The organism is Trinickia caryophylli (genome assembly GCF_034424545.1).
Taxonomy (GTDB): Bacteria; Pseudomonadota; Gammaproteobacteria; order Burkholderiales; family Burkholderiaceae; genus Trinickia; species Trinickia caryophylli.
The window spans coordinates 477,471-503,936 of sequence record NZ_CP139971.1; the positions used below are offsets into that span (position 1 = coordinate 477,471).

23 protein-coding genes are annotated in these 26,466 nt (G+C 63.6%); 8 read left to right on the forward strand and 15 right to left on the reverse strand.

The window, feature by feature from the left end; all coding sequences use genetic code 11:
• Positions 1 to 13: 13 nt before the first annotated feature.
• The 4 genes from U0034_RS21400 to U0034_RS21415 form a co-directional block, all read right to left on the reverse strand.
• Positions 14 to 1,543 carry a type VI lipase adapter Tla3 domain-containing protein gene (locus U0034_RS21400; RefSeq protein ID WP_170151699.1) on the reverse strand — a complete coding sequence of 510 codons (1,530 nt, stop codon included), beginning with the start codon at positions 1,541 to 1,543 and terminating at the stop codon, positions 14 to 16.
• A 175-nt stretch (positions 1,544 to 1,718) separates the two neighbouring features.
• Complete coding sequence (locus U0034_RS21405) at positions 1,719 to 3,386, reverse strand: type VI lipase adapter Tla3 domain-containing protein (RefSeq protein WP_085224998.1); 1,668 nt, start codon at positions 3,384 to 3,386, stop codon at positions 1,719 to 1,721.
• A complete protein-coding gene (locus tag U0034_RS21410) occupies positions 3,383 to 5,467 on the reverse strand; it encodes a T6SS effector phospholipase Tle3 domain-containing protein (protein ID WP_085224996.1) in 2,085 nt (694 codons plus the stop codon). Before U0034_RS21410 ends, U0034_RS21405 begins: the two co-directional genes overlap by 4 nt.
• Positions 5,468 to 5,954: 487 nt before the next feature.
• On the reverse strand, positions 5,955 to 6,890 hold the full coding sequence (locus U0034_RS21415) for a LysR substrate-binding domain-containing protein (RefSeq protein WP_085224993.1): 936 nt from the start codon (positions 6,888 to 6,890) through the stop codon (positions 5,955 to 5,957).
• Positions 6,891 to 7,119: 229 nt separating this feature from the next.
• On the opposite strand from U0034_RS21415, the gene U0034_RS21420 reads away from it, so the two are divergent.
• The 3 genes from U0034_RS21420 to U0034_RS21430 all read left to right on the forward strand — a co-directional run bounded on the left by U0034_RS21420 (position 7,120) and on the right by U0034_RS21430 (position 11,454).
• Positions 7,120 to 8,208 carry a tartrate dehydrogenase gene (locus U0034_RS21420; RefSeq protein ID WP_085224991.1) on the forward strand — a complete coding sequence of 363 codons (1,089 nt, stop codon included), beginning with the start codon at positions 7,120 to 7,122 and terminating at the stop codon, positions 8,206 to 8,208.
• Positions 8,209 to 8,235: 27 nt separating this feature from the next.
• Positions 8,236 to 9,708, forward strand: coding sequence for an NAD-dependent succinate-semialdehyde dehydrogenase (locus U0034_RS21425; protein WP_085224989.1), 1,473 nt, complete (start codon positions 8,236 to 8,238; stop codon positions 9,706 to 9,708).
• 387 nt (positions 9,709 to 10,095) lie between these two features.
• On the forward strand, positions 10,096 to 11,454 hold the full coding sequence (locus tag U0034_RS21430) for an MFS transporter (protein WP_085224986.1): 1,359 nt from the start codon (positions 10,096 to 10,098) through the stop codon (positions 11,452 to 11,454).
• Here the strand turns inward: U0034_RS21430 and U0034_RS21435 are convergent.
• From U0034_RS21435 to U0034_RS21445, 3 genes are all read right to left on the reverse strand, one after another.
• Positions 11,451 to 12,248, reverse strand: a complete 798-nt coding sequence (locus tag U0034_RS21435) for an aldolase/citrate lyase family protein (RefSeq protein ID WP_085224984.1) — start codon at positions 12,246 to 12,248, stop codon at positions 11,451 to 11,453. The genes U0034_RS21430 and U0034_RS21435 overlap by 4 nt on opposite strands.
• Positions 12,217 to 13,557, reverse strand: coding sequence for an MFS transporter (locus tag U0034_RS21440; RefSeq protein ID WP_085224982.1), 1,341 nt, complete (start codon positions 13,555 to 13,557; stop codon positions 12,217 to 12,219). The genes U0034_RS21435 and U0034_RS21440 overlap by 32 nt, the downstream gene beginning before the upstream one ends.
• 88 nt (positions 13,558 to 13,645) lie before the next feature.
• A complete protein-coding gene (locus U0034_RS21445) occupies positions 13,646 to 15,193 on the reverse strand; it encodes a UxaA family hydrolase (protein ID WP_085225474.1) in 1,548 nt (515 codons plus the stop codon).
• 163 nt (positions 15,194 to 15,356) lie between these two features.
• Here U0034_RS21445 and U0034_RS21450 point away from each other — a divergent pair, with 163 nt between their 5' ends.
• Entirely contained in the window at positions 15,357 to 16,421 is a 1,065-nt protein-coding gene (locus U0034_RS21450; protein ID WP_233211849.1) for a LacI family DNA-binding transcriptional regulator, read from the forward strand.
• Between the two features lie 95 nt (positions 16,422 to 16,516).
• Here U0034_RS21450 and U0034_RS21455 read toward each other — a convergent pair whose 3' ends face one another.
• The 4 genes from U0034_RS21455 to U0034_RS21470 all read right to left on the reverse strand — a co-directional run bounded on the left by U0034_RS21455 (position 16,517) and on the right by U0034_RS21470 (position 20,380).
• Positions 16,517 to 16,975: a DUF4148 domain-containing protein gene (locus U0034_RS21455; protein WP_085224978.1), complete on the reverse strand. Its 459-nt coding sequence runs from the start codon at positions 16,973 to 16,975 to the stop codon at positions 16,517 to 16,519.
• A 277-nt stretch (positions 16,976 to 17,252) separates the two neighbouring features.
• Positions 17,253 to 18,896 carry a DUF2334 domain-containing protein gene (locus tag U0034_RS21460; protein WP_085225472.1) on the reverse strand — a complete coding sequence of 548 codons (1,644 nt, stop codon included), beginning with the start codon at positions 18,894 to 18,896 and terminating at the stop codon, positions 17,253 to 17,255.
• 21 nt (positions 18,897 to 18,917) lie between these two features.
• Positions 18,918 to 19,187 (reverse strand): hypothetical protein, encoded by a 270-nt coding sequence (locus U0034_RS21465; protein ID WP_139831113.1) that lies wholly within the window; start codon positions 19,185 to 19,187, stop codon positions 18,918 to 18,920.
• Between the two features lie 431 nt (positions 19,188 to 19,618).
• Entirely contained in the window at positions 19,619 to 20,380 is a 762-nt protein-coding gene (locus tag U0034_RS21470; protein ID WP_085225470.1) for an HAD family hydrolase, read from the reverse strand.
• A 327-nt stretch (positions 20,381 to 20,707) separates the two neighbouring features.
• Here U0034_RS21470 and U0034_RS21475 point away from each other — a divergent pair, with 327 nt between their 5' ends.
• Positions 20,708 to 21,556: a hypothetical protein gene (locus U0034_RS21475; protein ID WP_085224974.1), complete on the forward strand. Its 849-nt coding sequence runs from the start codon at positions 20,708 to 20,710 to the stop codon at positions 21,554 to 21,556.
• Here U0034_RS21475 and U0034_RS21480 read toward each other — a convergent pair.
• Positions 21,536 to 22,234 carry a TetR family transcriptional regulator gene (locus U0034_RS21480; protein WP_085224971.1) on the reverse strand — a complete coding sequence of 233 codons (699 nt, stop codon included), beginning with the start codon at positions 22,232 to 22,234 and terminating at the stop codon, positions 21,536 to 21,538. The two genes, U0034_RS21475 and U0034_RS21480, sit on opposite strands and share 21 nt — an antisense overlap.
• Positions 22,235 to 22,329: 95 nt before the next feature.
• On the opposite strand from U0034_RS21480, the gene U0034_RS21485 reads away from it, so the two are divergent.
• The 3 genes from U0034_RS21485 to U0034_RS21495 all read left to right on the forward strand — a co-directional run bounded on the left by U0034_RS21485 (position 22,330) and on the right by U0034_RS21495 (position 24,581).
• Positions 22,330 to 23,013, forward strand: coding sequence for an O-methyltransferase (locus tag U0034_RS21485; protein ID WP_233211848.1), 684 nt, complete (start codon positions 22,330 to 22,332; stop codon positions 23,011 to 23,013).
• A 257-nt stretch (positions 23,014 to 23,270) separates the two neighbouring features.
• Positions 23,271 to 23,675: a CesT family type III secretion system chaperone gene (locus U0034_RS21490; protein ID WP_158243490.1), complete on the forward strand. Its 405-nt coding sequence runs from the start codon at positions 23,271 to 23,273 to the stop codon at positions 23,673 to 23,675.
• A 102-nt stretch (positions 23,676 to 23,777) separates the two neighbouring features.
• Positions 23,778 to 24,581, forward strand: coding sequence for a hypothetical protein (locus U0034_RS21495; protein ID WP_143795622.1), 804 nt, complete (start codon positions 23,778 to 23,780; stop codon positions 24,579 to 24,581).
• A gap of 34 nt (positions 24,582 to 24,615) precedes the next feature.
• Here the strand turns inward: U0034_RS21495 and U0034_RS21500 are convergent, their stop codons facing one another.
• The 3 genes from U0034_RS21500 to U0034_RS21510 form a co-directional block, all read right to left on the reverse strand.
• The gene (locus tag U0034_RS21500) at positions 24,616 to 24,978 is read right to left on the reverse strand and encodes a COG4315 family predicted lipoprotein (RefSeq protein ID WP_102622890.1); all 363 of its coding nucleotides are present in this window, start codon (positions 24,976 to 24,978) and stop codon (positions 24,616 to 24,618) included.
• A gap of 169 nt (positions 24,979 to 25,147) precedes the next feature.
• On the reverse strand, positions 25,148 to 25,945 hold the full coding sequence (locus U0034_RS21505; RefSeq protein WP_085224963.1) for an anti-sigma factor family protein: 798 nt from the start codon (positions 25,943 to 25,945) through the stop codon (positions 25,148 to 25,150).
• Positions 25,942 to 26,463 carry a sigma-70 family RNA polymerase sigma factor gene (locus tag U0034_RS21510; RefSeq protein ID WP_085225466.1) on the reverse strand — a complete coding sequence of 174 codons (522 nt, stop codon included), beginning with the start codon at positions 26,461 to 26,463 and terminating at the stop codon, positions 25,942 to 25,944. Before U0034_RS21510 ends, U0034_RS21505 begins: the two co-directional genes overlap by 4 nt.
• Positions 26,464 to 26,466: the final 3 nt, after the last annotated feature.

Consider the following 26,466-nt stretch of genomic DNA (forward strand, 5'->3'; position numbering starts at 1 on the left):
ACCCGGCTGACCATCAAGGTGCCCGATACTTGAACGGATTCGGGCCGCGATTCTTTTGGTTTGCGGCTTTGCTCGCCGCATCCGGCGGGCTCACCATCACGATGCTCGCCGACTTTCCGTCGATCAGATTCACCGTTGCGCTCGCACCACCTTGCTCGTAGCCCGCCACCGTCGCGAGACATAGTTGTACCAGCGCCGAACTCACTCCCGTGTTGCCGATCCGGCGCCCAATGTCATAGCCTTCCTCCACATTGCCGAGATCAAGCCCGTCGCCTCGCAATGCCTGCGTCAGCGGAATCGCCCATGCGCGATCCAGCGTCGTGTCGTAAAACACGCGCGCAGGTTTTACGCCTTCGGGCAGTGTCGCCAATGCCTGTTTCCAGCCGTCCTGCAGACGCTGTGCCTCGTCGGCGCGCCTCAACGGTTTACCATGGTCATCGGTCAGCTTCACTTCCACGGGGCGGTGCAGGTAGCCCAGCCGGGGGGCTTCGTCGAACTCTTCAACTTGCCAGTTCGCCCATCGTACCGGCAGAAAAGGGCTCGGCTTGAAGTCGCCCGGCCCCTTGTTGCCGATTTGCTTCCACAACTCAGGCAACTGAGAAATCCACCAGTCGGCTTTCATCGTGCCGGCGTCGTACTGGCCCGCCGCTTTCGCGGCTTTTTCGGCCTGAGCATCCTTGTCCCAGTAGAAATTCCATTGTTTGACCACATCGTATTGCGTCTTCGTCTTGTCGATGTCCGCAGTCATTTGCACGGCATAAGGTCGAACCAAACGGTCTACCCGGTCAGTCCGGGTAACCAGGAGTCCTCCCATACTGTCCGGAATCGGCGGGATGAACGGACCGGGTGGCTCCGGTGGCGTACCGGGCGTCTCGGCTGCCCATCGGTATTGCATCCCATCTTGCGTCAGGATCAATGCGGCCGGAACGTCCGGATGCTTATCGAAGAATTCGAATAGCTCCGTAACAGCCGGCGCAGCGCTCGTTGTGTTGTGATCGTTCACCCAGAGAAACTCCGTCACACCCAGGCCCGCACTCTGCCGCCCTCCTACAATTTCAACTGCGGCGCGGTACCAGCGCGAATTGGGCCCTCTCGGCGGCCCGATGATAATCACGGGCACCGGCCAGTGATCGACGGCTTCGCCTGCGGCGTATTCGAATGCAGCTCCCGTCGCGACATCCGAAAAAACCCTCCGCTCGTCGCGGTTCTTTCCGCAGCTTTTCGGATCGGACGAAAGAATCGTCTCGTAGTTGTTCGCCTTCTCCTGGATCTGCTTCCATACCGTGTCTTGATGCGCCCCCTTCACCGCGAGGCCAATCGCGCGGATTTCCAGCGCATATTTCTCGCCTGTGCCTGCAAGCACGTGAGTCACGTCAGGATTCACGGACGTGCCGATTATGGCCGGCGCGTTACCCGGTGCCCGCATCGATGAGGCGCTTTCATGCCCCACCGATGCATTCCACATCCAATGCCCCAGGAACGCGAACACACCCACCGAAGCGATCACCAGTAGGCCATTGCGCACATTCACGCTCCATCCCATCACGAGTTGTCCTTTGAGATCCCTGCATCGATGGGATGCGAAACATCAGATATCCCTGTCATGCAATCTTCAGCCCGACAAGAACCCGTATATAGGGATGTCGGCGAACGATAACGGCAAAGATATTCATCATCGTACGCTGTCCGTTCTTGCTCTCCGTCTGTTCGGCTGACCATCAAGGTGTCCGATACTTGAACGGATTCGGGCCGCGATTCTTTTGGTTTGCGGCTTTGCTCGCCGCATCCGGCGGGCTCACCATCACGATGCTCGCCGACTTTCCGTCGATCAGATTCACCGTTGCGCTCGCACCGCCTTGCTCGTAGCCCGCCACCGTCGCGAGGCACAGTTGTACCAGCGCCGAACTCACTCCCGTGTTGCCGATCCGGCGGCCAATGTCGTAGCCTTCCTCCACATTGCCGAGGTCAAGCCCGTCGCCTCGCAATGCCTGCGTCAGCGGAATCGCCCATGCACGATCCAGCGTCGTGTCGTAAAACACGCGTGCAGGTTTTACGCCTTCGGGGAGCGTGGCCAATGCCTGTTTCCAGCCGTCCTGCAGACGCTGTGCCTCGTCGGCGCGCTTCAACGGTTTACCATGGTCATCGGTCAGCTTCACTTCCACGGGGCGGTGCAGGTAGCCCAGCCGGGGGGCTTCGTCGAACTCTTCAACTTGCCAGTTCGCCCATCGTACCGGCAGAAAAGGGCTCGGCTTGAAGTCGCCCGGCCCCTTGTTGCCGATTTGCTTCCATAACTCCGGCAACTGAGAAATCCACCAGTCGGCTTTCATCGTGCCCGGCTCGTATTCCCCTCTCGCTTCTGCGTCTCTCTGGGCCTGAGTATCCTTGTCCCAGTAGAAATTCCATTGTTTCACCACATCGTATTGCGTCTTGGTCTTGTCGATGTCCGCAGTCATTTGCACGGCATAAGGTCGAACCAAACGGTCTACCCGGTCAGTCCGGGTAACCAGCAGTCCTCCCATACTGTCCGGGATCGGCGGGATGAACGGACCGGGTGGCTCCGGTGGCGTACCGGGCGTCAACTTATGCCAGCGATATTGCATCCCATCCTGCGACACCAGCAGCGCGGCGGGGACGTCTGGATGCTTGTCGAAGAATTCGAATAGCTCCGTAACAGCAGGGGCTGCGCTGGTCGTGTTGTGATCACTCAGCCAGAGGAACTCCGTCACGCCGAGCCCCGCCTTTTGACGGGCATCGACGATCCGGCTCGCCGCTCGGTCCCACGGGGTGTCCGCCCCCCTTGGTGGCCCGACGATAATCACTGGAATCGGCCAATGATCGACGGCTTCGCCTGCAGCGTACCTGAATGCAGCGCCGGTATCGACTTGGGAGAAAATGCGGCGCTGGTCGCGGCTAGCTCCATACTCGTCGGCATCGGCTGATAGTAGTGACTCGAAATTGTTGTTTTTCTCTTTCAACTGCTTCCATACCGTATCCTGATGCCGTCCAGATACGGCTAGACCAATCGCCCGGATTTCGAGTGCGTATCTCTCGCCGGTACCTGCAAGCACGCGCGCCACATCCGGATTCACGGAGGTCGCGATAGCCGTCGGTGTCCCGACAGCAGGGCGCATCGATGATGTATTTTCATGCCCACTCGACGCTCTCCATATCCAGTGCCCCAAGAACGCCAAGGCTCCCACTGAAGCAATCACAAGCAGACCGTTGCGCATCGCACTTCCCATTTCATCATCCAGTTGTCCTGTAATCGCCCAATATCGGTAGGAGCGAAACAGTGAATATCCGAGCCACGCAATCGTCAGTCCCACCAAAATCAGCACGTAGGGAAGCACTTTGGAGCGCGACAGGAAGATTAAAGTCCTCTTCATCGACGCACCATCCGGTCAATGACAGTCTCGCGGTCGATCATCTGCGGCGGCTCAGTCGGTACATATTCCGATGGGAATAATCCCCGCTTGTAATATTTGAAACATGCCTCCACCAACTTCCGCGAGCTCTGCAAAAGGCGCCTGTTGTAGCACGGATTCGCCATAATATCGTTCATTACGTCGGGGTCGATCTTCCAGTCAGCGATGAGAATAAGCAAGTTCCGCATATCCGGATCGTCCAGACACTTCGCCTGCCCAATGGCGACATCCATCGCAGCGACACGCCGCATATTATCGGCGTCGCGCAAGATCGCCGAGTGATACGAGTTCTTGTCCCACTTCGCGCGGTCGTTCTCCAAACGCGCACGCGTTTCGTTCGGCGTCTCCTCGCGTTCGAACAACTGCATACCCGCGCCACTGACCTGCCGCACCCAGGCCGTATGGTCTTCTGGATCCGGTGACCGACCGTTGAACCACGCCGCTACGGCGTCGCGCCCCTTGAGCGCGACATCCGCAGGGGCGTCGTTGACAATGACGGTTTTCACGCGCGCGTTCGGGTTTCCAAGCAGCGTGTCACGAAGCACGTGGTCCGGCCGATCCTTGCCCGGTTCTCGGGCCGTTCCCCTCTCGGCTTCGTCACCGTATAGGTTGGGCACGTACGGTGGTACGACTCCCTCCGCATTGATCAGCCGGTCTTCCGCTTTGCCGGTCGGGCCCTGCGCGACACGTTCGATACATGGCGGCGCCTTGCCAATCGCGCACGGCTTTCCGTCTGCCATGTTGCCGCCCTTGCTCCAAAGCCGCTGATAAAACCGGTGCTCCTTCAACGCATCCATCGCCTTGAGCGTCGCTTTTGTCTGGCCCCCGTCTTGTGCGTTCGAATTCCAGTGTTCGTCAATCGTATTCGCTACGCCGTAAGTGCCGATGCCCTTTACATTGGGCAATCCTACCGTCGTGTCTTCCGTGCAGAAATACAGATACACCTTTCCCCGGTTGTCCCGCTCGGCAAACACGTGCGTCGAGCCGTCCTTGCTGTCTATCCGCGTCGCCTGAGTGAGCGACCAGCCTTTGCCCGTGCGGCCACCGTACTTCGGATTCTGCGCCCCCAGTTCATCAAGCCCCGGAGCCGCATGAGGGCTCGTCGTCACTGCCTTGACAATTTCGAGCAACGTGTTGAGTTTGCCCCGCGTCGTATATTGCACCGCCGACGGTTGCGCGACTTGGGCCAGAAACGGCTCGCCCAGGCTATACGGGCTGTCCACCATGATGATGCAATCCGCGCAGCGGGCCCCCTGCTCCTTGCTTTCCGCAAGCATCGCCTGGGCGAGCAGCGTGATGACGGTGCCCTGGCTGTGCGCCATGACCGTGATGGTTTCGTCGGGATCCGCGCGTCGAATCTCAAGGATCAGCATCGCAAGGCGCACCGCCGCCAGTACCTGATAGCGACGATGCGGGCTCGTGGAGCTGTACTGATAGTCGCTCATGCCCACGAGCGCGGCCATCCGGTTGCCCGTGCTCTGCTGGAACCCCGTTCCATACATCTCGGGAATGTTCGTCGTCGCATTGTTGAACATCCCACCGCCCTTCGCAAAGTTTTTGCTTAGCCGGTTCCCGTGAATGTCCTGATATTGCCCTCGCAGCATGACCGGATGCTTTTCGCCTCCCTTGATCTCGCTCGGCGACGCACGGTATCCCCAATAAAATGGAATCAGCATGCTATGCGTCTCCTGGCCTTTCTGTGCGGATTCCGTGCGTTGGAACTGATACGTGTCCGGGTCGTATTTGACTTCCTTTTGGCGATCGAATCGGGGATCTTTGTACGTGGCCTCCTTCGCGTTGCGAAACTCAGCCCCATACTCCCCCGGACGCAAATCCCTTCTGCTCAACCGCTCGTTGAGCCCTTCGCACAGGCCTCGTTCAACGTGCTCGTAGCTCACGCCGGGATCGTTTACACCATGCAGGAAAATCACCACGCCCGGGCGATCGGCCGGAATCTCAATATGACGTGGACCCGGCCGGTTGGACATCGTCACGGCGGCACCCTGCGCGATGACGTGATAAGAGCTTGCTGTTTCGGCCATTTTTCTTCTCACAATGAGTCAATATGTCGCCGGTATGCTGGAGCGCGGTCGGTTCGGCCCCCACCGGATCCCGCTCACCGCTGAGCGCCGCAACTGATTCGGCCGTACAACCGGCAGCACCGAAGCCTTCGCGGAGCAGCCTAATGATACCGAGGCGTTACAGCCACCGTTCGAGCCAGCATTGCGACGCGGCGAATTCGAACCGAATTGCACGCCTCTTTGGGACGGTAATATCTGACAGAGCGCGCGGCAGGACCCCGTAGCTCACGGATTATTCTCTTCTTAAAATGCGCAATGCATAGTGACTCCAGCAGATCGATGCACCCGTTAAGGCGTCGCGAGTATAGAGGAGCCCCAAAACGATGGGCGAAATTATCAGTACCGGCCAGGCCTGTCAATTCAGACGCACCGAAAGGCAATTATTTCCGATCATCGAATTGAGTCGAGAAATAAATCCCGGCTCGAAGGCCCGCACGCGACGCCCATCTCAGTCTGAGCGGGAATCGTCGGTTGCTTGCAATTGCCCGGTCGAAAACGCCTCGGAGAGAAAATCCACGCACGCCCGCACCTTCGCCGACTGCGTAAGCCGGGCCGGGTAAACGGCCCAGACATCGGCCGGCTGCGTGACCTCGGGCAGAACGCGGCACAACCGGCCCGCATCGATGAGCGGCCCCACGTCCCACAGCGAGCGCAGTACGATCCCCCGCCCGGCCAGCGCCCATTGCACGGCCACCTCGCCATGGTTCGTCGAGAGCGGCCCGGTCACCTTCACGGAGACGGTCTCGCCGCGCACATCAAGACGCCAGACGCCGAACGGATGGTCGCGCTCCTTGATCGCCAGGCACGCATGCGCCACCAGATCGTTCACATGCCTGGGTGTGCCATGCCGTTCGAGATACGCGGGCGCCGCGCAGAGCACGCGATGGTTCGATGCGAGTTGCTTCGCGATCAGGTGCGAGGCGATTTCGTTGCCGATACGAACGTCGAGATCGAAACCCTCGCCCGCCACGTCGACGAGGCGATCGAACAAATCGAGCCGCACGCTGAGCTGAGGATAGCGCTCGGAGAATTGCGCCAGCGCCGGCGCGAGCACGTGCCTGCCGAACCCGAAGCTGCTCGAGATGCGCAGCGTTCCGCGCGGCACGCGCCGTGTCGTCGAAACATCCTCCACGAGGTGTTCGACATCGTCGATGATCTTCTCGGCCCACGCATATACGCGCTCGCCAGCCTCGGTGATCGCCACACGGCGCGTCGACCGATGAAGCAGCCGCGTACCGAGCGTTGCCTCGAGCACCCCGATGCGCTTGCTGACGTAGGCGGCCGAGACCGACAGCGCCTCGGCTGCCGCGCTGAAGCTCGCGAGCCGTGCCACGGCGCAAAACACACGCAGATCGTCGAGTTCGGGTGCGGACGGAGCATTCATCGGTGCGGATGTTTATCCACGAATCGTGAATAGTGACTTAACCAAAGGGCTCATTCTAAGCGATGGAGCGAGGAATAAAATGCTCGATGATCGGAATGTATAACCGGCGGGGTAGGTGCCCGCCGCCGCGTGGCCACGGGAGATTGACGCCTTGGCGCTCAACCCGCTGCCACGTGCCGACTTTCAGCTTTCCCCCATTTCTGCAGAACGACGACGGAGGCATTCCACGATGGCTGACAAATATCGAATCGCCGTGATTCCGGGCGACGGCATCGGCACCGAGGTCATGCCCGAGGGCTTGCGCGTGCTCGACGCCGCGGCGCGGCGCTTCGGCATCGAGCTCGAGTACGACCACATCGAGTGGGCGAGCTGCGACTACTACGAAAAGCATGGGCAAATGATGCCCGACGATTGGAAGGCGCAGCTCCTGCGCTGCGATGCCATTCTGTTCGGTGCCGTGGGCTGGCCCGCCAAGGTGCCCGACCACATCTCGCTGTGGGGGTCGCTGCTCAAGTTCCGACGCGAGTTCGATCAGTACGTGAACCTGCGCCCGGCGCGGCTCTTTGAAGGCGTGCCTTCGCCGCTCGCCGGCCGGCGCGCGGGCGACATCGATTTCTGGATCGTGCGAGAAAACACCGAGGGCGAGTATTCGTCTGTCGGCGGTGTCATGTTCGAAGGTACCGAGCGCGAATTCGTGGTGCAAGAGGCCATCTTCACGCGACACGGCAGCGAGCGCGTACTGAAGTTCGCGTTCGATCTCGCGCAACGGCGCCCGCGCAAGAAGCTGACCGTGGCCACGAAGAGCAACGGCATCGCGATCAGCATGCCGTGGTGGGACAAACGCGCCGAGGAAATGGCAGTCCGCTACCCGGACGTCGCCTGGGATAAACAGCACATCGACATCCTCAGCGCGCGCTTCGTGCTCAACCCCGACCGCTTCGACGTGGTGGTGGCAACCAACCTTTTCGGCGACATACTCTCCGATCTCGGGCCGGCCTGCACGGGCACGATCGGCCTCGCGCCCTCGGCCAACCTTAACCCTGATCGGTCGTTCCCGTCGCTCTTCGAGCCCGTGCACGGCTCCGCGCCCGACATCGCGGGCAAGGGCATCGCCAACCCGATCGCCATGATCTGGTCGGCCGCGATGATGCTCGATTTTCTTGGCCAGCACACGGGCAAAGGCCGCGCCGCGCACGACGCGATCCTCGCCGCGATCGAGGCCACGTTGAAGGAAGGCCCGCGCACGGGCGATCTCGGCGGACGGGCGCGCACCGAAGAGGTGGGTGCCGCCATCGCAGCCTGCATCGAGCGCGCCTGAGCGCATCCGATCCCAAACGGAGAAGTCATGACAAGCAGATTCGAACTCGAAGCACTGATTCGCACCGGCAATTTCATCGGTGGCCGGTGGGTGCCCGCCATCGACGGCGCGAAGTTCTCCGTCGTCGATCCAGCCACGGGCGAGCCAATCGCGGAAGTGGCCGACAGCGGCGCCGCCGACGCGCGAGCGGCGACCGATGCGGCAGCGGCCGCATTCCCCGCATGGCGCAACACATTGCCGAAAGAACGTGCGGCGATCCTGCGCCGCTGGCACGCGCTGATCGTCGCGAATCAGGAAGCGCTGGGCGCACTGATCTCGCGCGAACAGGGCAAACCGCTCGCCGAGGGCGTCGGCGAGGTGGCGTATGGTGCATCGTACGTCGCGTGGTTCGCCGAGGAAGCAACGCGCATCTACGGCGACCTGATCCCGCAGCAGCAGCCCGGCAAGCGAATGAGCGCCGTCAAGGAACCGATCGGCATCGTTGCTGCAATCACGCCCTGGAATTTCCCGCTCGCGATGATCGCCCGCAAGATCGCGCCGGCATTGGCCGCCGGTTGCACCGTCGTCGGCAAGCCGGCGGAAGACACGCCGCTCACGGCATCCGCGCTCGTGATGCTCGCGCACGAAGCCGGCCTGCCGGCCGGCGTGCTCAACCTCGTCACGTCGTCGCGCGAACGCGCCGTGCCCGCCGTGGCCGACTGGCTGCACGATGCGCGCGTGCGCAAGATCACGTTCACCGGCTCTACGGCCGTCGGCAAGTACCTCGCGCGCGAATCGGCGGGCACGCTGAAGAAGCTCTCGCTGGAACTGGGCGGCAACGCGCCGTTCATCGTCTTCGACGACGCGGATCTCGAGGCGGCAGTGGCCGGCCTCATGGCCGCGAAATTCCGCAATGGCGGCCAGACTTGCGTATGCCCCAATCGCGTCTACGTGCAGTCGGGCGTGTACGAGCGCTTCGCGGCACTGCTCGGCGAACGCGTCGAGGCGCTCGCGGTCGGCCCCGCCAGCGACAAGCGCACGCAGATTGGTCCGATGATCAATGCGCGCGCCATCGACAAGATCGCCCGCCACGTGGACGACGCGCTCTCGCGCGGCGCGAGGATCGTGACCGGCGGGCGGCGGCTGACCGACCTCGGCCCGAACTATTACGCGCCGACGGTGCTCGCCGATGCGAACGACACGATGCTGCTTTGCGGCGAAGAGACGTTCGGCCCGGTCGTGCCGCTATTCCGCTTCGACGACGAGCAGCAGGCGATCGAAGCCGCCAACGCAACGCCTTATGGGCTGGCATCGTACTTCTACAGCAACGATCTCAAGCGTATCGAGCGGGTCTCTCGCGCGCTCGAAGCGGGGATCGTCGGCATCAACGAAGGGGCGCTCGCTAGCGAAGCGGCGCCATTCGGCGGTGTGAAGGAGTCGGGCTACGGGCGCGAGGGCTCCAAATACGGCCTCGACGACTACCTCTCGATCAAATACCTCTGCCAGGGCAATCTCGCCTGACCATCTCTCCTCTCCAGGTGCCCGGGTCGTCACGCCCGGGCCCGGCCCCCCTCGCCCCCCTCGCCCCCCTCGCCCCCCTCGCCCCCCTCGCCGCCACTCGCCGCCACTCGCCGCCACTCGCGCCCGTCCGTCCGGGCGACTACACTTATTCGGCTGCGCGATAGTTCGTATTCTCATTATCGACTTGCCGCAGCGGCGCCTTCGCGATACAAAAACCGACCGGCCGGTGTGCGGCCGCGGCCATGGCGCCCACTGTGCCAGGCGATTCGACAGAAAAGACAAAACGATCGGACCGATGGCGCGTTTCTCGTCGTCAGGTTCCGAACACGCGGCCGCGGCAAGCGTTCAGCGCCGAGCCGCGTCCACCGAGAAGCATGGGAGACAGCAATGAGCAGTAATTCCGTCATCAACGTTCAGTCATACATCAACGAGCGGCCCTTTTCCGCCTTCCAATGGGTCATCTTCGCGATGTGCTTCGTCATCGTGCTGCTCGACGGCTTCGATACCGCCGCCATCGGTTTCATCGCGCCTTCCCTGATCGCGCAATGGCACATCGGCAAGCCCGAACTCGCCCCCGTGCTCAGCGCCGCGCTCTTCGGGCTGGCCTGCGGCGCACTCGCGTCCGGCCCGCTGTCCGACAGGCTCGGCCGCCGCATGCTGCTCATCGGCTCCGTGCTGCTGTTCGGCGCGGCCTGCCTCGCCTCCGCATTCTCGTCGAGCATCGGCCAGTTGACACTGCTGCGCTTCGTCACCGGCGTGGGCCTCGGCGCCGCCATGCCCAATGCCGTCACGATGATGGGCGAGTTCTGCCCGGACCGGCGCCGCGCCACCGTCATCAATCTGATGTTCTGCGGCTTTCCGCTCGGCGCCGCGCTCGGCGGCTTTCTGGCCGCCTGGCTCATCCCGACCTTCGGGTGGCGCAGCGTGCTGCTGCTCGGCGGCATCGCGCCGCTCGTCCTGTGCGTCGCATTGATCGCCGCCATGCCCGAATCCGTGCGCTTCCTCGTCGCCAGCAACGCCCGCGCCGAACGCATTCGTGCCACGCTCGCACGCCTCGGCGGCCAGCCGCCTCAAGCTCATGCATTCGTCATGACGGAAACCCAGCCCCAGTCGGACAGCAAGGGCCTCGGCGTCGTCTTCTCGCGCAGCTACCTCGTCGGCTCCCTGATGCTGTGGATCGCCTACTTCATGGGCCTCGTGATCTTCTACGCATCGATCAACTGGATGCCGGTGCTGCTCAAGGACGCAGGCCTCGCGGCGCAACGCGCGACACTGATCTCGGCCCTCTTTCCGCTCGGCGGCGTCGGCGCCGTGCTCTGCGGCGTGTTGATGGACCGCTTCAACGCAAATCGGATCATCGCACTTTGCTACGGTCTCACGGCCATCAGCGTCTACTGCATCGGTCAAGCCGCAGGCAACATCGGCCTGCTCGTGCTCACGGTCTTCTTCGCCGGCGTGCTGATGAACACGGCGCAATCGTCGATGCCGGCGCTGGCGGCCGCCTTTTATCCCACGGCGGGCCGCGCGACCGGCGTCGCCTGGATGCTTGGCGTCGGCCGCTTCGGCGGCATCGCCGGCTCGTTTCTGGTGGCGCAACTCGCGGCCCGCCACGTCAGCTTCGCCGGCATCTTCGCCACCGTGGCCACAGCGGGCGTCGTCGCGGGCGTCGCACTGTTGATCAAGCAGGCCGCCGTGCCGTTGAGGGCTCCGGACCCGCTCGGACACGCCGAAACGATCGGTCACTAAGCGGGTTGCGCCGGCTCGATGAATTCGCGCGCGAGCCGGCGCGCCGCCTGGGCGAACATCAGGATGTCGACGCCCGTCGCCACGAACGAACAACCCAGCTCGAGGTAGTGCCGCGCGAGCGCCGGGTCCGACGTCAGCGTGCCGGCCGCCTTGCCCGACGAAACGATCGTATCGATAGCCGCATCGATCGCCGCCTGAACCTCGGGGTGCGTGGGCTTGCCGCGATAACCCATCGACGCGGCAAGGTCGGCCGGGCCGATGAACACCCCATCCACGCCGTCCACCGCGCAAATCGATTCGAGATTGCGCAAGGCCTCGGCCGATTCCGCCTGAACGAGCACGCAAATTTCGCTGTCGGCGACGGCAAGATAGTCGCCGCGCGCGCTCCAGCGTGACGCACGGCCCACCGCGCTGCCGACGCCGCGGATGCCTTCGGGCGGATAGCGCGTGGCGGCCACCACGGCGCGCGCTTCATCGGCGGTATCGATCATTGGCACAAGCAGCGTGCGCGCGCCGATATCGAGCAGCCGCTTGATCGTGACGGCATCGCCCGATGCAGGCCGGACCACCGGCTCGGCGCCATACGCCGCGACGGCTTGCAACTGGGCGAGCGTGCTGCGCAGGTCGTTCGGCGCATGCTCGTTGTCGACGAGCAGCCAATGAAAACCCGCCGTGGCGCTGACTTCCGCCAGATAGGCATCGGCCATGGAAAGCCAGAAGCCGATGCGCGGCTCGCGCGCGGCGATGGCCGCCTTGAACGGATTAAGCGCTGAGGTCTGCATTGCGTTGGACATGCGGGGCACGCTCCGGAGTGTCGTCTTCGATGCGAATGGGCTCGACCTTTCCCATCAGGAAGAGATAGTTGACGATGGCGACGCCGATCAGCGCCGAAGAAAATACGAGCGCGGGTACGAACGAGCCGGTGGCGCCGACGATGGCACCCGTGGCGATCGGGCCGACGATTCCACCGACGTTCGACACGGTGTTCTGCACGCCGGCCACGAGCGATACCGCGCCGCGTGGAGCGACGTCCCCCGGCAATGCCCACACCTGGGAAGCGGCCACCGTCGTGCCCGATTTGGCGATGCAAAGCAGGATGACGGCGACGACGGCCGATTGCGCGAACGCGGCGAAGCCGATGCTCGAAGCCATAACGAGCCCGATCACGAGAAAGAGCTTGCGCGTGGCCGTCAGCGACAGCCGGCCCGAGGCATAGACGCGATCGGAGGCCCATCCGGCGAAGATCTGCACGACGATCGAGGCGAAGAGCGGCAGCGACGCCATGATGCCCATTTGCATCAGGCTGAAGCCGCGCGCCTTCACGAGATACGTCGGCAGCCAGGTAATGAAGAAATAGGAGTTGTAATTGATCATGAAAAAGCCGATACACATCGCCCAGATATTGCGGTGAGCGAGCAGCTTCTTCAGCGAGGGGCGGGCCTCGTGGTCCGCTTGCTGCGCCGTCTGACCTTCGAGAATATGCGCGAGTTCGGCGCCATTGACGCGGGGGTGCCGCTGCGGCGAATCGGTGAATACGAACTGCCAGACGCAGAACCACGCGAGGCCGAGCACACCGGTCACGGCGAACGTGAGCTTCCAGTCGAGCATGGAAAGCAGAAACGCGATCAGCGGGAGCGCGATCGCGCCGCCGAGCTTCGAGCCGCTATCGAAGATGGCGGCCACCGTCGCGCGTTCCTTCGAGGGAAACCATTTCGACGCGATACCGGCATTGCTCGGATAAGCACCCGCCTCGCCCGCACCGAGCGCGACGCGCAGCGTGACGAGCGACCAGAAACCCTTGGCCACGCCCGTGACGGCCGTGGCCGCGGACCACCAGAGTACCGCGAAACCGAGCACCTTCTTTTGGCCATACCGGTCGGCCAGCATCCCTGCCGGTACCTGCAACAGCGCATATGACCAGAAAAACGCGGACATGACGACCCCGAGTTCGACCGGGCTCAGATGAAACTCCGATTGAATGTGCGGTGCCGCGACCGACAGCACCGTGCGATCGATGTAATTGATCGCAATGGCCGCCCACATCAGTGCCGCCACCGTCCAGCGCACCTTCGAACGTCGTTCGCGCCCGAGATCATTTCCCATTTCTGTCTCCTTCGAATGTATTGTCGTCGACCGTTCCGGTCTTGCGTTCTTGCGCCGCACGCGCATCCGGGTCGCCCGGCCGCCTCGGCTAACTCACGATGCCCATGTGCCAGGGCACGAATTCGTGATCGCCGAGATCGAGCAACTCGCTTTTCGTCCGCTGCCCCGATGCGGTCCGCAGTATTCGCTCGAAGATGTCGCGGCCCATCTCCTCGATCGTCCGCTCGCCATCGAGCACGAGGCCGCAGTTGACGTCCATGTCGTCTTCGAGCCGGCGGTACATCGGCGTATTGCTCGCGAGCTTGAGCGTGGGCGCGGGCTTCGAGCCGAACATGGAGCCGCGCCCGGTCGTGAAGCAGATGAGGTTGGCGCCGCTCGCGATCTGCCCCGTCACGGCCACCGGGTCGTAGCCCGGCGAATCCATGAAGACGAAGCCGGCCCGGTCGATCGGCTCGGCATATTCGTAGACGGCCTGCAGCGGCGTAGTGCCGCCTTTCATTGCCGAGCCGAGCGACTTCTCGAAGATGTTCGCGAGCCCGCCTTGCTGATTGCCCGGACCGACCACGCCGTTGAACTGGCCATTGTGGCCGTGCGTGTAGCGCTCCCACCATTGCAGCCGATCGAGCAGCTTGCGCCCCACTTCGGGCGAGACGGCCCGGCGTGTCAGCATGTATTCGACGCCGTGTATCTCCGGCGTTTCGGAGAGAATGGCGGTGCCCCCATGACGCACGAGCAGGTCCATGGCCGCGCCGAGCGCCGGGTTCGCCGTAATTCCGGAAAAGCCGTCGGATCCCCCGCATTCGAGCCCGATCTTCAGATGACTTGCGCTCACGGGCCGTCTGACCACCTCGTTGGCCGCCGGCAGCATCTGCTCGACGGCCGCGATGCCCGCCTCGATCGTCGCACGCGTGCCCCCCTGTGCCTGCATGACGAGCGTGCGCATCGCGGGGCCCTCGTCCAGCGCCTGCGAGTCCACGAGTTCGGCCACCTGATTGCGCTCGCAGCCGAGCCCCACGATCAGCACGCCGGCCAGATTGGCGTGCCGCGCGTAGCCCGCCAGCGTGCGCCGCAAGACGTCGAAATGCTCGCTCGGGGAAGACATGCCGCAGCCGCTCGTCTGCGCGAAGGCCACCACGCCGTCGACGTTCGGGTAGCGCGCGAGCCGCTCCGGCGTGAATCGCGCCGCAATATGCTTGATGACGGTGGCGGAACAGTTGACCGATGCGAGAATGCCGATGAAATTGCGGGTGGCCACCCGCCCGTCCGCCCGGACGATGCCGTCGAACGTCGCGCGCTCGCCTGCGGGCACATAATCGACAGGCCGCACGTCGAGACCAAACCCCGGATCGCGTGCAAAGTCGACGAGTTCCATGTTGTGCGTATGCACATGCTCGCCCTGCGCGATATCGCGCGCCGCGCGGCCGATCACCGTGTCGTACTTGCGAATGGGCGCGCCCGCGGCGATGCGCGCGGCGGCCACCTTGTGGCCGGGCGCCACCTGAGCCCGCATACGCACGAGCTCGCCGCCGATGCGGAGCTGCTGGCCGAGCGCCAGCCCTTCGCGCGCAATGAGCACATTGTCCGAGCCGTGCAGTCTCAGCAACGGCCCGTCGAAATTCACGTTCGCCTGCAACATCCGTCCCTCTTCCTCCATTACGGCGGGGTCATCACGCGCCTTTTCGGCCGTATCCTTGTGTTGTTTTCACAGTTACCGGTTTATGTAACCGGTAACATCGATGCCATGCTAATACGGTTTTGGGATAATGGCCAACCCTTTTTTGCACCGGACAACCCGCGTCGTGAGCAGCACTCCTTCCGATTCCCCACCCGGCGCGACCGGCAGCGGCACTCGCCGCGCCCGCCGCGGCACCGGCCGCGTTACGCTCAGCGACCTCGCCGCGCGCATCGGCGTGACGAAGGTCACGGTATCGCGCGCCCTCAACACGCCCGAACTCGTATCGGCGGAGACGCTCGAACGCGTGCGCGAGGCCGTGCGCGAAACGGGGTACACGCCGGATCTGGTCGCGGGCTCGCTCGCGTCCAATCGCAGCCGGCTTGTCGTCGCGCTGATCCCGGCCATGGCTGGCGGCGTTTTTCAGGAAACCGTGGCTGCATTGACGAACGAACTCGCGGCGTCGGGCTACCAGCTTCTGTTCGGCCAAAGCGGGTATGACGAATCGCGCGAGGATGCGCTGCTCGACGCCATCATCGGCCGACGCCCGGCCGGCATCGTGCTCACGGGCGTCGTTCACTCCGAATATGCGCGCAAGAAACTGAAGGCCTCGGGTATTCCCGTCGTCGAAACATGGGAGCTCACGCGCTCGCCGCTCGACATGCTGGTGGGGTTTTCGCATCCGGACGTGGGAGCGGCGGCGGCGCGCTACCTCCATGAACGCGGTGCCCGGCGCCCGGCCGTGGTGACGCCCGGAGATCGCCGCGCGCAAGTGCGGGCGGAGGCTTTCGTCGCGTCTTTCGCCGCGTCTTTTGGCGGCGCGCACGAGGTGCCCGTCGTCAGCGCGCCGTCACCGGCCACGATCGGAGACGGCAGGCAGGCACTCGCTCATCTGCTCGAAGTCCACCCGCAAGTCGACGCCGTCTTTTGCGGCGCCGACGTCGTTGCGATGGGTGTGTTGATCGAAGCAAGGCACCGCGGGCTCGCGGTACCCGGCCGGTTGAAGGTGCTCGGCTACGGCGACCAGAATTTCGCCAAGGATGCGGACCCTGCGCTCAGCACGATACGCATCGACGGTACGCGCATCGGCAAGCTCGCGGCGTCGATGCTGCTGCAACGGCTCGAAACGGGCACGGTCAAGCGGCGGAAGGTCGATGTCGGCTTCGACCTGATCTCACGCGAAAGCGCCTGACCCACTGAACGGTAAGGCCGGCGCCGTCATCGGCCGCCGGCCTCGCCTTCGAACGTCGAACGTCGACCCTGTCCTTCAGATTCTCGGTGCCCGACTCAGTGGCCGAAGTAGATCGAACAAATCGGCCCACCCGTGCAGGACGCATCGCGCGAGCCTTTGAGCGGCATCGTCGCCGGCATCGCCGCCCCCGCCTCCGATCTGACTTCGGGCGTGCCGCCCATCGAATCGGACGGTTGCGCGGCCGGCGTGGCATTCATCGATCCGTCCGATTGCGCGAGCGCCGCATGGCGCTGATCGACGATACGCTGCGCCGCCCAAAGGTTGTCCGGATAGTGGTACCAATCGCGCGGGTTGTAGCCTGCCGCGACGAGTTCGGCGAGTTCCGCCTTGACGGCTGCCCGCGTCGGCGATCCGGCCGCCGCTTCGCCGACGCGGGCGGCCGGATCGCGGCTTTGCGCCTGTGCGCCCATCGCCCCGAAAAGCGCGGAGCACGCAATGAAAGATGTGCCCAGCGCCGCGTGCCACGAACGGGCGCGGAAAAGAGACTGTCGCATGATTTGACTCCTGGCGTAACGACTTCGAACAACATCGAATTGCGAGGGCGCACGAAGGCGCCCGTGGTTCCGCAGTTTGGTCAGGAGAACGAAACGTCCGGCGGACGGCAACGACTGGGTTCCTCGACTTCCCTGCTCGCTTGTTATTTCGGTTTCGCGGGGCACGTGGTTACAGCCGGAAGCAAAAACGGCCGAGCCGCCACCGCAAGCCATGGCCCGCAGTGGCGGCTCGACGAAGAAAAAGCGCGATCGAACAGAGCCGAAAACGACAGTCGCGTTATTTCACGGTATCCGGGCTCACCCAGGTAAAGCCGAGCTTGGTAACGCCCTGCACGATGCTCTTGAAATCGGCGAGACCGGGCGTGCCGAGGTCGGGTTCCAGCCAGAACGGATGGAAGAAGAACGAAGCAAATCCGTCCCGGATCGTAAGCGCGTATTGCGCATTCGTGTAGAGATCCTGCCACGTATAAGTCAGGCACGAGTATGGATCGATGCTGCAGATGTTGTACTCGATGTTGCCGAGATTTTCCGGCAGGACGCGCTGACCGTAGTAGTCGTTGTTGATGATGTACGGGAAGAACTGTCCAACGGCATAGTCGTGATTCGCAGCGGTCGAATTCAGGCTCGTGGGGTTATCCGACGTGTAATACACGACGCGCTGATACGTCGTCTTGAACAGCGGCAACGTAGCCTTCATCGCAAGCGGCGAAGCCTGATAATGCGGGGTTTCCCACGCGAACGGCGTGTAGCCGTTGGTCGTGAATTCGAGCAGCCCGGCGCTCAGCCGGCTGGTTGCCCACTGCAGCGAATCCTCGTCCACGGGACGATTCTGCGTCGCCAGCCAGAACTCGAAATCATTTCCGCTCACCGCGTTTTCCCGGTTCGGCGTCGAGTTGTATTGATGCGTGTAGCCATGCATCACGATCTTCCCGCCGCGAGCAAGCGCATAGTTCAGCGCTTTCTTCAGCCCTGTTGCCTGCGAGAGATGAACGGTCAGCGGCACTCCATTGTTGTAGGCGCCGAGCGGATCCATATAGAGCGGAATGGTCGCGATCGAGAACGGGATGCGCAGGCTGTAGAGATAGTCGGTCAGCGATTTCATCGACGAGGTCGTCGTAAAGGCGTTGACGTCCTCGAAGCGGACCATCGCGCGGTGCAATACGGGCTGGTTGGTGCCGAGAATATCGTGCAGCAGGTCGCAGATCACCAGATAGCGGTCGCGGGGGCCGATGTAGGAGAACGGCATGTCCGCGAAGTACCAGAAGTTGCCCGAGCGCATCACGTACGGCGCGACCGCCCCCGTCTGGCTATCCTTGATGGATACAAGCGCGCTGGCCTTCGTGGCATCGGACACCGCCGTGACGCCGATGTCGGGATCCGCGCTGACCACGCCCGTATTGGCATCGAAGGCGTAGTACTTCACCATGTTCATATTCTTGTAGACGACCGTATCGAAGAAATCCGGCGTCGGATTCGAGGTCGATGGTGCGCTGGCGAGCCCGTGCAGGCCCGTAAACGTAAAGCCGTAACGCGACGTGAAGTTGTACGCCGAATTCCATGCAAGCTGCCATAGGTTGTATTTGAACCAGACGACGGTCTTGTTCGTCACGGCGACGTCCGCAAGAAACGCGGACGGAACCAGGTTGTCGTAATAGTCGCCGAGATAGAATGCCGCCTGATAGTTCTCGATAGTGCCGGCCGTGTAGCTGCCGACGGGCGCGAGCGTGACGTTGGTATTGAAGTGGCCCAGCAGGTTACGCAACATGATCGCGTAGGCAAGTCCGAGCTTGCTGTACGGATCGTTGGCCGGCGCGTCGTAGAGCACCAGAACTTTGGCCGTAGTCGTTTGTGCCTGCACACCCGGGATCTGGACAAAAACGAGCCCGATCGCCAGCATGCATGCGAGCAGTATCTTTTTCATGATGGTCATCCTCGTTTTCGTTCATTCGCGTTCGTACGTGCCGTCCAGCGCGCGGAAGCGGTTGGACGTAAAGCGCGACGGCATGCCTCGCCCATGGTCCACCTCCCATTTCTCCAGATCGGGAATGCCCGGCATGACCTGGGTTGCCACGGCCGGCTTCGGCGGCGGCGTGACACGCTTTGCCGTCGCGGCCGCCTCGCCGTGTGTCGCGGCGCCCGCGCAAACGGGCAATGCACTCAATGCGATCGCAAGGGCTGCAATCGGCCCCATGAAGTAACGTGCGGATTTCAAGGATGGCTCCCGAAAGGTTGTGCACCGGCTCGCGGCGAAATGCGAGCAACACGCGGACAAGACGGCCATGTGCTCGCCCTCCCCGTGCCCTCGCGGCATCGGCGCGCCGATGGCGCGCAGCCGCAGCCTTGGTTCCGCACGTCGTCAATGCTCAGATGAATTGTCACTGGGCCAGTAACATATTCGGCCAGCAGACGGGACGCACGGATGCGGCGTAGCGTGAGAACGGCTTACGCACTGCCCTAGCATCACGCGTCGACATACGGCGTGAAAGCAGTCTGTCAACTCGCGTTGCGATTTTGCAGCCGGGGTAAAAGAAGCGGTGTGCAGCAGCGAACACAAAAGGGGCGATGCCGCTGCGGCCCACGGAGCGCGGGCACCCTGAAGCCGCGTGAGAGGGCCGTCCGGGAGAGGAGGAGTGTGTGGCGCGCCTATCGCGTGGCGGCGAGCACTCGCTCGCCGTGCCAGCGTCGCAGGGTGGCAAGATCGATCCAGCCGGGCCCGCCGTTGTCTTCGGGTAGCGGCGTGTGGGGCTCACCGAGATGAGCGATCACGGCCAGCGCGTCGTCGAAGCGATGGTTTCGCGTATAGGCAGTCGGCGTCACGATTACGGGAACATGCGCCGCCGATGCCGCGCGCACGCCGTTTTCCGAATCCTCGAATGCGATGCAGCGCGCGCCGTCGAGGCCAAGCGCCGCCAGCACGGCATAGTAGACATCGGGGGCCGGTTTCTTGACCGGCGTGGTCGACGCGTCGCACACGGCCGCGAACCGCTCGCGCCACGCGGCGCCGAAAGGCGCACTCAACAACGCGTCCAGATTGGCCGGTGTGGTGGTCGTGGCGATCGCCACCGGCAGGCCCGCCTCGTTGGCTTCATCGATCAGCCGCGCAATGCCGGGGCGCAACGCCAATGCGCCGCCTCGCACGCGCTCGGCATAGTAGCGCGTCTTGATGGCGTGCAGGGCGTCGACCGTTTCCGCCGCCTTCGCGCCCGCCGCTTCTTCGGGCTCGATGCAACGCCAATAATGGAGGATCCGCTCCTTGCCGCCCGCGATGTCGAGCAGCCGTGTATAGAGCGGCTCGTCCCAGTGCCAGTCGAGCCCGACTTCGGCGAAGGCCGCATTGAAAGCATGGCGATGCGCGGATTCGGTATCCGCGAGCGTGCCGTCCACGTCGAAAATCAGGGCTTCCATGCGCATCTCCTCTGAAAGCTGGGCGGCATGCGCACCGCGCGCGGCAACTGCCGCGCGGCCGCGCTCGGTAAGCCGAACCACCGCGATTTCGACCTAGCTTAGCCAGTCACGGAACGCGCGTGAATTCACGATTTCTTTGGCCGTCGTTAAGCGATGCTAAAGACTGACCGGCCATATCCGCCCAGGCCCCTGTCAGTTCCACCAGGGGGCCGGACTGTCGTCCCGGTGTAACATCGACTCGCTTGCCGCGCCGAACACGCGCTTCAGACCGCGCCGGTCATTGCAACGTAACCCGTATCAGCCTTGCACGTTTCCGGCAGAGCGCCGATGCCCCAGTTCTTCCTCATACATGCGGTAGATCATCCGCCCCAGGGCGCGACGCCGAGCTTCGTTCCGCCCGATGGCTCCGAGCAGGCAGGGCCTCCTGTCTCGCAGATGAGCCACGCGGGAATTGGCGGCCATGGCAGCAAGCCATCGATCGCGGGCTACCCGAGGCAAGCCACCGTGGAAAAACTGGCCGCCGCGCTCGTCGGCTCGTCCTCGCACGACTCGATGCCTCCCCCGCCTCGACAGCAATCCAGGCGTGCACCGGGAAACACCACCGGCGCGGGCCACGCAAAAACCGGGGCTTCGACGGATACGGAAGAATGGCTGGACGAGGAGCACGATCCAACGGAATTTGGCCGCTTGCCGGCCACCTACCAAAGGACATTGCGGCTCGCCTATAGAACTCGCATTCGAAAGCCGTATGACGTGGTGGAGGACTATGTGCACGCCGCGCGTCGCGCGCTGTTCCCTATCATCAACGATCGCGGATCGAAGATATGGGTCACACGATACGACGTCGACTACAGCGATTTCGAGGCTATCGTTCTTAAAGCTGTCACCAACAGCAGGGAAATCATCATCCTCACCGGCACGCATGGCGCGCCCAGCGGCTATCGCTCGATAAAGCACAAGGATTCCACATTCTGGGAAACTGACTGGGATAGGTTCGGACGAATGCCGTTCGTCACGATACGGGACCTGACGCGCATGTCGGTGAAAGAGGTGCGCGATGTCATTCAGGGAGACACCGAAGTCATTGCCGCATTCTGTCACTCCGCAAATGATTTCCAGTTGAGAAGCGCACTCGGTCTCAAGCCGGGCGGCGTGTCATACCTTCCTCCCGAGTGACGCCCGCCGCCTTCCCGGTTCAGCGATATCGCGAGCCGGGCCGCCGTCGCGCGTGCGCAGCGAATCCAGATAGGCGCAGAACATGTCGGCCATCGCGCCGGCATAGGAATCGATCTCCTCGAGCGTTCGCGGGCTCTCGGAGAACTGCTTGCCCGCCGCGCTCAACGTCGTCATCACCATCTCACCGGCCAATTCGCGCGTTGCCGAGGAAGCCTTCGGCAGTACTTCGCGCAGGAAATCGCCCATGATGCGCTCCCCCGCCGCCTTGACTTCGCGCACCTCGGGGGCGTCGCGATAAAGCGGCGCGGCGTCGTCGAGCGCGACCCGCATCTGCGCCTCGTCGCACTCCGAGCGAACGAAGGCATGCACGAGAGCCCGTAGTCGCTCGAACGGGGGCTTGCCGGCCTCTTCGAGGATGCCGCACAACATTTCGGTCGTCTGCCGCCATTCGTCGCACTGAAGCCGGAAGAGGATGGCCGCCTTGTTCGGAAAGTACTGATAGAGCGAACCGACACTGACGCCCGCCTTCTCGGCCACCCGCGCCATCGTGAAGCGCGGCGCCCCCTCGCTCGCCAAAACCTGAATAGCCGCTTCGAGCACGTCCTGCACGAGGCGGGTCGATCGTTCCTGCTGAGGCTGTTTTCTCGGGGAAATGCGGGCGGTTCGACGCGCGGACATAGGCGGCTCGGCAATGCGAATAGTAAAACACGACGAATCAATCGTATTCTACCTCGGCGCAACGACGCGCTCGATTTCACTTCCCCGGAGATTCTATGACCACGCCAGCCATGCCGACCACGTTGACTGCCGCCCCGCTCGCACCGCTACTCGAGCGCCTCTTCGCCGAGGCCGACGCAGCGTCTCCCGCAACGAGCCCCGGCATCGCCGCCATCTCGCCCGAAGAGCGGGGCCGCCTGATGCGCAGCAAGACCGAGTACCTGGACCTGTACGGGCGGCTGAAGGACTTTCCGCTCGCCGTCTCGCGCGAGACGGGCACCCTGCTCTACATGCTGGCGCGAAGCTGCCGCGCCCGCACGATCGTCGAATTCGGCACGTCGTTCGGCATCTCGACGTTGCATCTCGCCGCGGCGTTGCGCGACAACGGTGGCGGCCGCTTGATCACGACCGAGTTCGAACCGTCGAAGGTGGCCCGCGCTCGCGATCATCTGCGCGCCGGCGGCCTCATCGACCTCGTCGAGATCCGCGAGGGAGATGCGCTGCGCACGCTCGCCGCCGATCTGCCCGAGGCGGTCGATCTGCTGCTGCTCGATGGCGCCAAGGGGCTTTATCCGGAGATTCTGCACCTTGTCGAGCCTCGCTTGCGGCCGGGTGCGCTGATCGTCGCCGACAACGCCGATTACAGCCCCGAGTATCTGGCACGCGTACGCTCGCCCGTGGAGGGCTATCTGTCGACGCCGTTCGGCGAGGACGTAGAACTGTCGATGCGTCTGGGCTGAACGCCTCGCCTCGTCCGCCTCGCAGGCCAATCTCCGCACAGGAGCCGACCGAGTCGAGATCCGACCGAGTCGATTTCCGACCGAGTCGGGATCCGACCGAGTCGATTTCCGAAAATGCATGCTGTTTTTCGGAAGCCCCGGCCGCAGTTAAGCGGACAATCCACCGCCATCGACGAGAGGTGTGCCCGGGGCGACGCGCCGCATCGCTTGCATCGCTCCATGCGATGCCCGGCGAACGGATGGGGAGGTCCGACGACATGGATGGCGAATCTTTACTGCGCGAGTGTATCGAGACACTGGGTGAGCGCAACGGCATCGACGGTCTGACGCTGGAGCCGAACGGCTGCTGCGGTATAGAACTGCGCGATGGTCGAAGACTTTATCTGAAACTGGATCGCGAGCACGGCCGCGTATTCGTCTATCGAGTCGTGCTTGCGCTCGATACCGTCGATCAGGATCTGCTGCGGCGAAGCATGGAGTCCAATGCGCTCGAGGCCGAGACGGCGGGTGGCGTGCTTTCTCTGTCGCGCAGGATGAACGGCATCGTCTACCACAAGAGCGTTGGCGCGCAGTATGTCGACGTGGCGTGGCTCGAGCAGGCAATGGAGTCGATGGTCGTGCACGGCGATCATCTGGCGCAATCCCTATCGGCACGGACGTAGGCGCGTCAAGGCGCGTCGGGAGAAGCAATCATGTTTTCTCATGTGGCAGGTGCAATCGGAAGGGGGATGGTCGCTGTCGGTACCGGCATGGCGATCGATCGCATGAGCCGATTGAAGAACGCGAAGAAGACGCCGGGCATCGACGCTGTCGATGCCCGGAAAAGCGGGCCTTCGCACTGGAGCCCGCTACCGGCAACGGGAGACCAGCATCTGTCGGCTTTTCGCGGCAGGTTTGCGCCGAACAACGATTCCAATATCGTTGGCCAGGCGCTCGAGGCCCAGATTCAAAAGCGCATGTTGCTCGGCGAAAAGGTGTCCACCGCGCTATCCGATCCGTCGGCCGCGTTGCAGCAGTTGCAACAGAACGTCGCTCAGGTTGGGCGCGAACTGCATACGCTTCGTGGCGCCGCCAAGGTCGCGACAGGCGAAGCAACGATCTCCAACGCAGAGGCTGCGGAAATCGCGCGGGCGGCAGCCCGGGATTCGGCACTCGGCGCCTACGGTGCGCTCAAGGGCCTGGTCAAGAGTGCCTATGCGGCCAGCACCACGAGCGCCGAGGGCGCAAAGCAGGCCTCGGCCGCCGTTGTCGAGCGTGCCAGCCACGAAGCGGCCGAAATCGGCCTCGGCGTGGGCATCACGAACACGGTCGCCCGAGGCGTTTCGATGATCCCGCATCCTGCCGCAAAGTGGGTTGCGGCCGGGATTCAAGTAACGGGCACCATGGCCGCGGGAGCCCAGATCTCCCAAACGATGCATGAAATCGGCGGTACGTCCGAGCACGCGAGCGCCACAATGCAGGCGATGGCGAAAACGTTGCGATCGAAGGTCGGCGATGCCGGTGCCCGCACAGGCGATGCGGACGTGCGCCGCGCCGAACCCGCGTCATTCGATCCGCGGCATTGGTGAGCGCATTCGCGCCGCACCGTGCCGCGTCACGCCGTCAGGGCTTGGCGATATGCCACATACCCTTGACGCCGTCGCCCTTCGTATCGCCGGCCTTTTCGTCTTTCGCGAAACGATAGAGGCGCTGGCCCTTGTACGCCCACTGACGCTTACCGTCCGCCGTCTGCGCAAGCGACCAGTCGCCGCTCGCCTTGTCGTAGTCGTCGGCCGTCGCGGCCGGCCAGATCGATGCGCATTGGCCTGTACAGGCGCTCGTGCCGCCGGCCTTTGCGTCGGCGTCGAACGTATAGAGCGTCATGCCGTGCTCGTCGACGAGCGTGCCGCCGCGCGGCACGGGCTGTTCCGCGAGCACAGCCATCGGGGCCAAGCATGCCAGGGCCCAGAGCGCTTTCTTGATCATTGAGTTCTCCTGATTTCTCGGCGATCGTCGCCGGCGCAAGCAGCGTCAGCCGGCGAACCGGAACGGCACATCGCGTCGCCGGGCGATGCATGCGATAAACGGACGGCTCGCGTCCTGTATTCCGTTGAATCGCGTTTTTTTGCCCGGCCACGCGGAAAAAACGCCGACGCTACTGCCACGACTGCGACTTGCCGCCCAACGCGCCGCACACGTCCACGGCGATCGCCCTAAGCTTCGCCTCGGAAATCGAACCGGACAGCGCATAGCCGAAATGGTCGCTGGCCCAGTAAAACGTTCTCCGCTCGCCATCGCGCAGCAGCCGGAACGCGCTTTCGTCGCCAGGAATACGTGCGACGTAGAGCGTGAGGCGGGCCCCCCCGTTGCTCTCGTACATGAACTGCGCCGCCGGCCCGCTCTCGCCCGGCAACAGGCGCCCGCCCACGAGCGAATAGCCGTATTCCCGCAGCGACGGAACCGAAAGCGGCCGGCCCAGCCGTTTCGAGAGCCAGTTCATCAGATGCGCTTCGTCGCCTGCGCTCACCTCCACCGGATGCCGCACCTCCGGCGAATAAACGGCGTACGCGATATCGGCCCGGCGCGCGAACGCAGCCGTCTCCACGCCGCCTTTGGCGATGCGCGGAATGACACTGCCCAGTGCAGTGCCGATCGCAATGCCCGCCGCAACCCAGCTCGCCGCCATGGCAATCCGCACGGGCCATGACGTCCGCGTTCGCAGCACGACGACCGACGGCGGGTTCGACTGAGACTGCGGTGCGCCGCAAAGTGCCTTCAGCGCCGCCTTTTGCGCCCGCCATGCGTCCACGCGGGCACGAGCCTCTCGGTCATGTTCGAGTGCCGCGCCAACCGCCTCCCTCTCATGCTCGGGCAGTTCCCCGTCGATAAATGCCCCGAGCTTCGCCCACGCGGCTTGCCCGGAGCCATCCGATTCCTGGTGGTCGCTTGTCATGGCTGGTTTCTCACAACTTTCAGCGTCGTCTGTTTCGGCAATGGCCCGCCGTCGAGCAGTGTGCGCATGTGTTCGCGCGCACGCGAAAGCCTCGACATCACGGTGCCGATGGGCACGCCCAGTACCGTCGACGCCTCCTGGTACGTCAGCTCCTCGACACACACGAGCAGCAGCACCTCGCGCTGCTCGGTCGGCAAGTGATAGAGCGCATGCTGCACATCGCGCAGCACGAGGCCGTCCACCTCGCTGCGCGGCGCCTCGAGGCTGCGCCAGGGCGCGCTTTCGTCGTCCACGGCGAACTCGCGCCGCGCTCGCAGTTGATCGATGTAGAGATTGCGCAAGATCGTGAAGAGCCACGCGCGCAGGTTGCTGCCGGCGCGAAACGCACTGTGACGGACGAGCGCCCGCTCCGCCGTATCCTGAACGAGATCGTCGGCCCACGATGGGTCGCCCGTGAGCGCCCGGGCAAAGCGGCGCAGCTGTCCGAGCCGCGCAATAACGTCGGATTCGAAGCTCACTGC

Bases quoted from the DNA above. Each gene is read 5' to 3' on its own strand.
- U0034_RS21400 (WP_170151699.1), bottom strand. From the start codon at position 1,543: ATGGGATGGAGCGTGAATGTGCGCAATGGCCTACTGGTGATCGCTTCG.
- U0034_RS21405 (WP_085224998.1), bottom strand. From the start codon at position 3,386: ATGAAGAGGACTTTAATCTTCCTGTCGCGCTCCAAAGTGCTTCCCTAC.
- U0034_RS21410 (WP_085224996.1), bottom strand. From the start codon at position 5,467: ATGGCCGAAACAGCAAGCTCTTATCACGTCATCGCGCAGGGTGCCGCC.
- U0034_RS21415 (WP_085224993.1), bottom strand. From the start codon at position 6,890: ATGAATGCTCCGTCCGCACCCGAACTCGACGATCTGCGTGTGTTTTGC.
- U0034_RS21420 (WP_085224991.1), top strand. From the start codon at position 7,120: ATGGCTGACAAATATCGAATCGCCGTGATTCCGGGCGACGGCATCGGC.
- U0034_RS21425 (WP_085224989.1), top strand. From the start codon at position 8,236: ATGACAAGCAGATTCGAACTCGAAGCACTGATTCGCACCGGCAATTTC.
- U0034_RS21430 (WP_085224986.1), top strand. From the start codon at position 10,096: ATGAGCAGTAATTCCGTCATCAACGTTCAGTCATACATCAACGAGCGG.
- U0034_RS21435 (WP_085224984.1), bottom strand. From the start codon at position 12,248: ATGTCCAACGCAATGCAGACCTCAGCGCTTAATCCGTTCAAGGCGGCC.
- U0034_RS21440 (WP_085224982.1), bottom strand. From the start codon at position 13,557: ATGGGAAATGATCTCGGGCGCGAACGACGTTCGAAGGTGCGCTGGACG.
- U0034_RS21445 (WP_085225474.1), bottom strand. From the start codon at position 15,193: ATGTTGCAGGCGAACGTGAATTTCGACGGGCCGTTGCTGAGACTGCAC.
- U0034_RS21455 (WP_085224978.1), bottom strand. From the start codon at position 16,975: ATGCGACAGTCTCTTTTCCGCGCCCGTTCGTGGCACGCGGCGCTGGGC.
- U0034_RS21460 (WP_085225472.1), bottom strand. From the start codon at position 18,896: ATGAAAAAGATACTGCTCGCATGCATGCTGGCGATCGGGCTCGTTTTT.
- U0034_RS21470 (WP_085225470.1), bottom strand. From the start codon at position 20,380: ATGGAAGCCCTGATTTTCGACGTGGACGGCACGCTCGCGGATACCGAA.
- U0034_RS21475 (WP_085224974.1), top strand. From the start codon at position 20,708: ATGCCCCAGTTCTTCCTCATACATGCGGTAGATCATCCGCCCCAGGGC.
- U0034_RS21480 (WP_085224971.1), bottom strand. From the start codon at position 22,234: ATGTCCGCGCGTCGAACCGCCCGCATTTCCCCGAGAAAACAGCCTCAG.
- U0034_RS21485 (WP_233211848.1), top strand. From the start codon at position 22,330: ATGACCACGCCAGCCATGCCGACCACGTTGACTGCCGCCCCGCTCGCA.
- U0034_RS21490 (WP_158243490.1), top strand. From the start codon at position 23,271: ATGGATGGCGAATCTTTACTGCGCGAGTGTATCGAGACACTGGGTGAG.
- U0034_RS21495 (WP_143795622.1), top strand. From the start codon at position 23,778: ATGAGCCGATTGAAGAACGCGAAGAAGACGCCGGGCATCGACGCTGTC.
- U0034_RS21500 (WP_102622890.1), bottom strand. From the start codon at position 24,978: ATGATCAAGAAAGCGCTCTGGGCCCTGGCATGCTTGGCCCCGATGGCT.
- U0034_RS21505 (WP_085224963.1), bottom strand. From the start codon at position 25,945: ATGACAAGCGACCACCAGGAATCGGATGGCTCCGGGCAAGCCGCGTGG.